At 37.3% G+C, this 8,512-nt stretch carries 8 protein-coding genes; 4 read left to right on the top strand and 4 right to left on the bottom strand.

Features of this window, described 5'->3' with window-relative positions:
- Nucleotides 1-89: IS3 family transposase (locus tag G4Z05_RS16685; RefSeq protein WP_327440797.1), on the top strand; the 89-nt coding region annotated here is incomplete at its 5' end.
- Between the two features lie 94 nt (nucleotides 90-183).
- On the opposite strand, the gene lpdA is transcribed toward G4Z05_RS16685, so the two are convergent.
- The 4 genes from lpdA to pdhA form a co-directional block, all read right to left on the bottom strand.
- Nucleotides 184-1,599 (bottom strand): dihydrolipoyl dehydrogenase, encoded by a 1,416-nt coding sequence (lpdA, locus tag G4Z05_RS16045; protein ID WP_163252804.1) that lies wholly within the window; start codon nucleotides 1,597-1,599, stop codon nucleotides 184-186.
- Nucleotides 1,600-1,602: 3 nt separating this feature from the next.
- Complete coding sequence (locus G4Z05_RS16040; RefSeq protein WP_163252802.1) at nucleotides 1,603-2,910, bottom strand: dihydrolipoamide acetyltransferase family protein; 1,308 nt, start codon at nucleotides 2,908-2,910, stop codon at nucleotides 1,603-1,605.
- An 87-nt stretch (nucleotides 2,911-2,997) separates the two neighbouring features.
- Nucleotides 2,998-3,975, bottom strand: coding sequence for an alpha-ketoacid dehydrogenase subunit beta (locus G4Z05_RS16035; protein ID WP_038540677.1), 978 nt, complete (start codon nucleotides 3,973-3,975; stop codon nucleotides 2,998-3,000).
- A gap of 3 nt (nucleotides 3,976-3,978) precedes the next feature.
- Nucleotides 3,979-5,094, bottom strand: coding sequence for a pyruvate dehydrogenase (acetyl-transferring) E1 component subunit alpha (gene pdhA / locus G4Z05_RS16030; RefSeq protein WP_163252801.1), 1,116 nt, complete (start codon nucleotides 5,092-5,094; stop codon nucleotides 3,979-3,981).
- A 374-nt stretch (nucleotides 5,095-5,468) separates the two neighbouring features.
- Here pdhA and def point away from each other — a divergent pair, with 374 nt between their 5' ends.
- From def to rnjA, 3 genes are all read left to right on the top strand, one after another.
- Nucleotides 5,469-6,023 carry a peptide deformylase gene (gene def, locus G4Z05_RS16025; protein ID WP_163252799.1) on the top strand — a complete coding sequence of 185 codons (555 nt, stop codon included), beginning with the start codon at nucleotides 5,469-5,471 and terminating at the stop codon, nucleotides 6,021-6,023.
- Nucleotides 6,024-6,442: 419 nt separating this feature from the next.
- On the top strand, nucleotides 6,443-6,652 hold the full coding sequence (locus tag G4Z05_RS16020; protein ID WP_163252797.1) for a DNA-dependent RNA polymerase subunit epsilon: 210 nt from the start codon (nucleotides 6,443-6,445) through the stop codon (nucleotides 6,650-6,652).
- Between the two features lie 6 nt (nucleotides 6,653-6,658).
- Entirely contained in the window at nucleotides 6,659-8,326 is a 1,668-nt protein-coding gene (gene rnjA / locus G4Z05_RS16015) for a ribonuclease J1 (protein ID WP_163252795.1), read from the top strand.
- The last annotated feature ends 186 nt before the right edge of the window (nucleotides 8,327-8,512 follow it).

Here is an 8,512-nt window from a genome sequence, read left to right as displayed (position 1 = left end):
TGACGTACTACAATCATTATCGTGGACAGTGGAATTTAAAAAAGCTGCCGCCTGTAAAATACAGACAGCAGCTTCAACAAGTTGCCTAGGCTTTTTTAAAATGTCCTTTACAAAGGGTACACTTTACTTGAGGAAAGGACTTTTTATTTTTTTCACTTCGATCTACAAAGTTTTCATTCACCCTTATTTTACAATATGAATTGGTGTACCTAGAGCTACTTCTGCAGCTTCCATAGCAATTTCTCCAAGTGTTGGATGAGCATGAATAGTCATTGCCAAATCCTCAGCAGTCATACCTGCTTCGATAGCAAGGCCAAGTTCTGCGATCATATCAGACGCACTTGCTCCGGCAATTTGTGCACCGATTACAAGACCATCTTCTTTACGAGTAATAAGTTTTAGGAAACCATCACTTGATGCCAATGATAATGCTCGGCCATTGGCTGCAAATGGGAATTTAGCAACAACAATCTCGATTCCTTCTTCTTTTGCTTGAGCTTCTGTATAACCAACAGATGCTAATTCAGGATCAGAGAAAACAACAGCAGGTATTGCCAAATAATCAATTTCAGATGGGTGTCCAGCAATTGCCTCAGCAGCAATTTTTGCTTCATAGGATGCTTTATGTGCTAATTGAGGTCCTGCTACAACATCACCGATTGCATAAATATTACTAATATTTGTTCGGCATTGTTTATCAATTTCAATTAAACCGCGGTCAGTCATTTTAATACCGACTTGTTCTAGACCCATTTCATCCGTATTCGGACGACGTCCAACCATTACAAACACATAATCAGCTTCAATTTTCTTCTCTTCACCTTTTGTTTCAAAGGTTACAACTACTCCGTTTTCTGTTTCTTCTACACCTTTAGCTAATGCTTTTGTATAGAATTCTACACCTTTTTTCTTCATATTCTTTTTAACTACGGAAGCCATTTGCTTATCAAAAACGCCCATTCCTAAAATTTCTTCGGCGCCTTCTAAAATAGTCACTTGGCTGCCAAAATTAGCATAAGCACCGCCAAGTTCAATACCAATAACACCGCCACCAATAACAACAATTTTATTCGGAATTTCTTGCAAGTTAAGGGCTCCAGTAGAGTTAAGAACACGTTTTGAATACTTAAAGGCAGGAAGTTCAATAGGTCTTGAACCTGTGGCAATAATAGCATTTTTAAAAGTATAAGTTTGGGCAGAATCCTCGTTGATTACACGAAGTGTATTGGCATCAACAAAGTATGCCTCACCTATTACAATATTCACTTTATTTCCTTTTAAAAGACTTTCTACCCCGCCAGTTAATTTCTTAACAATTCCTGCTTTAAATTCTTGAACTTTTGAAAAGTCAACTTTAACATTTTCAGCAGTAATTCCAAAATCTGCTGAATGAAGTGCTGTTTCATAACGATGGCTAGCAGCAATTAACGCTTTTGAAGGAATACAACCAACATTTAAACATACGCCGCCAACATTTTCCTTTTCAATAATAGTAACTTTTTGGCCTAACTGAGCTGCACGAATTGCTGCTACATACCCGCCTGGTCCTGCGCCAATTACTATAGTATCTGTTTCAATTGGAAAATCTCCTACAACCATTTCTTACGCCTCCATTAGCAATAGTTCTGGATCGTTTAATAATCGCTTAATGTGATTTAATGCATTTTGAGCAGTAGCCCCATCAATCATACGGTGATCGAAGCTTAATGATAATGCCAAGACTGGTGCAGCAACAATTTCACCATCTCTAACGATTGGTTTCTCAGCAATACGACCAACGCCTAGAATGGCAACTTCTGGATGATTAATTACTGGAGTAAACCACTGACCACCAGCTGAACCGATATTTGAAATAGTGCATGAAGCACCTTTCATCTCATGTGGAGCAAGTTTACCTTCACGTGCTTTAACTGCTAGTTCATTAATTTCATTGGAAATGGCAAAGACAGACTTGCGATCTGCATCTTTAACAACTGGCACAAGTAATCCCTTTTCTGTATCTGCTGCAATCCCAATATTATAGTAGTGTTTATGAATAATTTCATTGGTTGCATCATCAAGAGATGTGTTCAATATTGGGAACTCTTTTAATGTGCTTGTTAAAGCTTTTACAATGTATGGAAGGAAGGTTAGCTTGATACCTTTTGCAGTTGCAACTTCCTTGAATTTCTTACGATGTGCTACTAACTTAGTAACATCTACTTCATCCATTAATGTTACATGTGGAGCTGTATGTTTAGAATTAACCATTGCTTTTGCAATTGCTTTTCTAATACCGCTCATTTTTTCACGTGTTTCTGGATATTCTCCTTGTGGAATTGCTGCTGCTTTTGGAGCTTCTGCAACCGCTTCTTCTGTTGCTGGTACAGCTTGAGTTGCTGGCTGTTCAGCCACTGCTGCTTGTCCTCCATTTAGGAATGCATCAATATCGCTTTTTAGAATGCGGCCATTATTTCCTGTACCAGTAACTAATTTAATATCCACACCTTTTTCACGTGCATATTTCCGTACAGAAGGCATAGCAATAATTCTACGATTTGAATCAACCTCTTGATTTCCTTGAGTCTGAGGTGTTGTTTCAGCCTTTGCCTCAGGTGTTGGTTCTGGGGCTTGTTCTTGCTGTTCTGGCTCTGCGTCACCATGGTCCCCTTTAAATTGTAAGTTTTCATATCCTGGGGCATCAAAGGTTACAAGAACTTGTCCTACCGTCGCAACAGTTCCTTCCTCAACTAATACTTCTAATACAGTTCCTTCTACCGGTGAAGGGATTTCAACAACCGCTTTATCATTCTGAATTTCACATAGGACATCGTCTTCTTGAACTTTATCTCCTGGTTTAATAAACCATTTGACTATTTCTCCTTCATGAATTCCTTCTCCGATGTCAGGCATTTTAAATTGAAATGACACTGGGATTCATCCTCCTATTTTTGCGTTAATTTTGCTGGGAATACATAAGGGAAGCGGGAAACAAAAGAATTTATTTCCCACTTTATATTAGAAAGTAAGTACTTTTTTAGCTGTTTCAATGACATCTTTATAATTTGGAAGCCATACAGATTCTGCTTGAGAGAATGGATAAACTGTATCAGGAGCTGCAACACGCAATACTGGTGCCTCCAAGCTTAATATTGCACGATCATTGATTTCAGCGACAACATTTGCTGCAATTCCTGCTTGTTTTTGAGCTTCTTGAACAACAATTGCACGGCCTGTTTTTTCTACAGATGCAATAATTGTTTCAATATCAAGTGGCATAATAGTGCGTAAATCTACCACTTCAACAGAATATCCTTCCTTCGCTAATTCATCTGCTGCTTTTAAGGATTCATGAACCATTGCACCATAAGTGATAATGGACAAATCCTTACCTTCCCGTTTAATATCTGCTTTACCGATCGGAATTGTATATTCTTCTTCAGGTACTTCTTGACGGAATGCACGATATAATTTCAAATGCTCAAGGAAAATAACAGGGTCATTATCGCGAATCGCTGATATTAATAATCCTTTTGCATCATATGGAGTTGATGGTACTACAACTTTTAAGCCTGGTGTTTGTGCCATTAGACCTTCTAAACTGTCTGAGTGTAGTTCTGGCGTATGAACTCCTCCTCCAAATGGAGAGCGTACTGTAATTGGCATATGATAGCGTCCGCCTGAACGGTAACGCATCCGCGACATTTGTCCTGCAATAGAGTCCATTACCTCAAAAACGAATCCAAAAAATTGAATCTCAGGGATTGGACGGAATCCAGTTAATGCAAGACCAATTGATAATCCTCCAATTCCAGATTCTGCAAGAGGAGTGTCAAAAACACGATCTTCACCGAATTCCTTTTGTAGACCTTCTGTTGCTCGGAATACCCCTCCGTTTACTCCAACGTCTTCCCCAAAGATTAATGTTTTTGGATCGTTGCGAAGCTCCGTGCGGAGTGCATCAGTAATTGCTTGAATCATTGTCATTTGAGCCATGACTTACTTCGACTCCTTTGCTTTGTAAATTTCATATTGTTCTTTCAAATAATGAGGCATTTCTTCAAACATAATGGACATTAAATCAGTCACTTTTTGTTTTGGAGTTTCATCCGCCTTTTTAATAGCCTCTTTAATATCTTCTTTTGCTTGTTCAATCACTTCATTTTCTAGTTCTTCGCTCCATAAACCTTTCTTCTCAAGGAACTTGCGGAAACGAACAAGTGGATCTTTCTTTTCCCACTCATTATCAAGGTCAGCTGAACGATAACGTGTAGGATCATCACCGGCCATTGTATGTGGTCCATAACGGTAAGTTAAAGTCTCAATTAAAGTTGGACCTTCCCCATTAATCGCGCGCTCACGAGCATCACGAACAGCAACATAAACAGCGAGTGGGTCCATACCATCAACTTGAATACCTGGGATACCAGCTGCCATGGCTTTTTGAGCAATCGTTTTTGCTGCTGATTGTTTCTCAACTGGTGTAGAAATAGCAAAACGGTTATTTTGGACAATGAAAATTGCTGGAGCCTTAAATGCACCTGCAAAGTTTATTCCTTCATAGAAATCCCCTTGAGAAGCACCGCCGTCACCAGTATAAGTAATAGCAACAGCCTTAGTTCCGTTCTTTTTCAAACCAAGGGCAACACCTGCAGCTTGTACATATTGGGCACCAATAATAATTTGAGGTGATAATACATTTACACCCTCAGGAATTTGGTTTCCATGGTAATGCCCACGTGAGAATAAAAATGCTTGATAAAGTGGAAGTCCATGCCAAATCAATTGTGGAACATCACGGTATCCTGGAAGAATAAAGTCTTCTTTTTCAAGGGCAAACTGAGATGCTAATTGGGATGCCTCTTGACCAGCTGTTGGAGCATAGAACCCTAGTCTTCCTTGACGATTTAAAGAGATAGATCTTTGATCGAGAATACGAGTATATACCATGCGGCGCATTAATTCTTGAAGCTGTTCATCTGTTAAATTCGGCATTGCAGCTTCATTTACGACTTCGCCTTCTTCATTTAATATTTGGAATGTTTGAAATTGTTCCTCCGCTGTTTGGAGCGACTTTTTTACATCCAGCGGGGCTTTTTGAGTTTTCGAAGCCATCTTGGACATCTTCCTTTCTATACAAATAAAATAATTTCCACTAAATTAGGTTGCCCAAAAATCAGTAAAAAGCATACCTATTCTCAATTTATAACTGTATTAATATTTTTCGCCAAAAACATTAATACAATAACCGCATACCTTATTGAGTTTACCTTATTCATTAAAACCCGTCAAATACTAAGTTTATTAATTTTTCATCATAGTTATTATTATTAAGTTTTTAACTAATTTGTTAAACTGTATTAATAAATAAAAACACCTGTTATATAAAATTTATTATTTTTATTGATTGTTATAATATAGAAATAGCTAATCATGTTTGATAGACTATTGTAAACTTTAGCTTTTATGGTTATAAGGGAGTGTACGTTATGTTGACAATGGATGATATTATTCGGGATGGGCATCCAACACTGAGAAAAGTAGCATCGGAAGTTCCTATGCCTCCTACAGAGGAAGATAAACAAATTCTTTCCAGTCTATTAGAATATGTAATCAACAGTCAGAATAGTGAGATTGCCTCTAAATATGGTTTACGTCCAGGAATTGGTTTAGCGGCACCACAAATAAATGTATCAAAAAGAATGATCGCCGTTCATTTAACAGACGAAAAAGGCCAACTAATCAGCTATGCACTATTTAATCCAAAAATCATTAGTCATTCAGTTGAATTAGCCTATTTAACCTCAGGTGAAGGCTGTTTGTCAGTAGATGAACCAATTCCCGGCTATGTTCCGAGATACGCAAGGATAACTGTAAAAGGATATAACTTGGAGGGACAAGAAGTTAAAATTAGATTGAAGGGGCTTGCGGCTATTTGTTTTCAGCACGAAATTGACCATTTAAACGGAATCATGTTTTATGATCATATTGATAAAAATGACCCGTTCAAGCCAATTGAAGGTGCTGCACCTATTGAAAGATAATAAAGTCGGTCCCCATTGTACAGGGCCGGCTTTTTTGTGGCAAATTGATTCCATCATTATCCATGAAAAATTCAGCTTTTATACCATATAATAATAGTAAAAAAGTTGAACTAAAAAATTTTATTTATCTCCCGATACTGACTTTACTTTGGACAAGGATTGTTTAAAATAAGAAGTAAGGAGATGATCCACTATGTTAAAGAAGCTACGAAAAAAGCTCTTAAAACAGTGGAAAGATTTACTTAGAAAAAAATCAATTGCCTAAACTAATAATTTTGAGCCCTTCATACTTGCGAAGGGCTCCTTCATTATTGTAAATTGTTGAAACAAACATCAATTTAATCTAGAAAATAAATGAAAAAATGGTCTATGTTATATATAATAGAAAAAGTTATGTAAAAATTAAGGAGCGAATAGTAATGATATTTAAAGTGTTTTACCAAGAAAACGTTCATGAAGTTCCAGTAAGAGAAAAGACTAAAACTTTTTATATTCAGGCGGAATCAGTAAGGGAAGTATATTCTAAACTCGCCGACAAAAAAATCAATATCGAATATATACAGGAGATTAAAGGTGCCCATTTAGAATATGAACAACAAAATGAAAACTATAAAGTATTGGAGATATGATAATATATGAAATTTGTTAAGAATGATCAAACCGCTGTTTTTGCCTTAGGAGGCTTGGGCGAAATCGGCAAGAATACTTACGGGGTTCAATTTCAAGATGAGATTATTTTAATTGATGCCGGAATAAAGTTCCCCGAAGACGAATTATTAGGTATTGATTATGTTATACCTGACTATAGTTATTTAGTTAAAAACGCGGAAAAAATTAAAGGTTTATTTGTTACACATGGGCACGAAGACCATATTGGGGGCATTCCCTATTTATTACGAGAAGTCAATATTCCCATTTATGGTGGAAAACTTGCTCTTGGGTTAATTAAAAACAAATTGGAAGAACACGGTCTCCTTAGAAATGCAAAATTAATTGAAATAAAAGAAGATGATGTCATCAAATTCCGGAAGACATCAGTAACATTTTTTAGAACGACTCATAGCATTCCAGATTCATATGGGATCGTGGTAAAGACACCACCTGGCCAAATCGTACATACCGGTGATTTCAAATTTGATTTTACCCCTGTTGGTGAACCGGCGAACTTAACAAAAATGGCAGAGATAGGAAAAGAAGGCGTTTTATGCTTATTATCTGATAGTACAAACAGTGAAATACCTGAGTTCACCATGTCAGAACGACGTGTAGGGGAAAGCATCCATGATATTTTCCGTAAAGTTAGTGGAAGGATTATTTTTGCCACTTTCGCTTCCAATATTCACAGGCTCCAGCAGGTAACAGAGGCAGCTGTAATGAATGGCCGGAAAATTGCTGTCTTTGGCCGAAGTATGGAAGCAGCAATCAATATCGGACTTGACTTAGGTTATATTAAGGCACCAAAAGATACTTTTGTTGATGCAGGACAAATCAATCGATTACCTGCTCATAAGGTGACTATCCTTTGTACGGGGAGCCAAGGTGAGCCTATGGCCGCATTGTCTCGTATTGCTAATGGCACGCATAGACAAATTCAAATCATTCCTGGCGACACGGTTGTATTTTCTTCCTCACCTATTCCAGGTAATACAATTAGTGTCAGCCGAACAATTAACATGTTGTTCAAGGCTGGTGCTGAGGTCATCCACGGTAAATTAAGTGATATTCATACCTCTGGGCATGGCGGACAAGAAGAACAAAAACTAATGCTTCGGTTAATGAAACCAAAGTTCTTTATGCCAATTCACGGGGAATATCGTATGCAAAAAATGCATGCCAAATTGGCTGTTGACTGTGGTGTAGAAGAAGAAAATTGCTTTATCATGGATAATGGTGAAGTATTAGCCCTTTCTGAAAACTCTGCACATATAGCAGGAAAAATCCCTTCTGGTTCCGTGTATATTGATGGAAGCGGTGTGGGAGATATTGGTAATATTGTCCTGAGAGATCGAAGAATCCTTTCTGAAGAAGGTTTAGTAGTTGTTGTTGTAAGTATAAATATGAAGGAATTTAAAATTGCATCCGGTCCGGACATTATTTCAAGAGGATTTGTTTATATGCGTGAATCTGGTGACTTAATCAATGATGCTCAAAACTTAATTAGTAAGCATCTTAATAAAATAATGGAACGGAAAACCAGTCAATGGTCAGAGATCAAAAACGAAATTACGGATACACTCGCACCTTTCCTCTACGAAAAAACAAAACGCAGACCAATGATATTACCAATAATAATGGAAGTATAACAAGAAAAAGAGAAGCTAAAGCTTCTCTCAGATTGTAGACAAAAGGCATTCCGAATAAGCTTAATTCGAAATGCCTTTTCAAATTTTAAGCAATTTTTGGTCTATATTAACTTTAATTTGACCCCTACGGGGTCAATTATTATACCATTTTTGGACTAGTCCAAGTCCAGTTTGCCAGTTTCTTTA

The organism is Neobacillus thermocopriae (assembly GCF_010975035.1).
GTDB lineage: Bacteria > Bacillota > Bacilli > Bacillales > Cytobacillaceae > Neobacillus > Neobacillus thermocopriae.
This window is presented reverse-complemented; position numbering and strand designations above follow the sequence as displayed.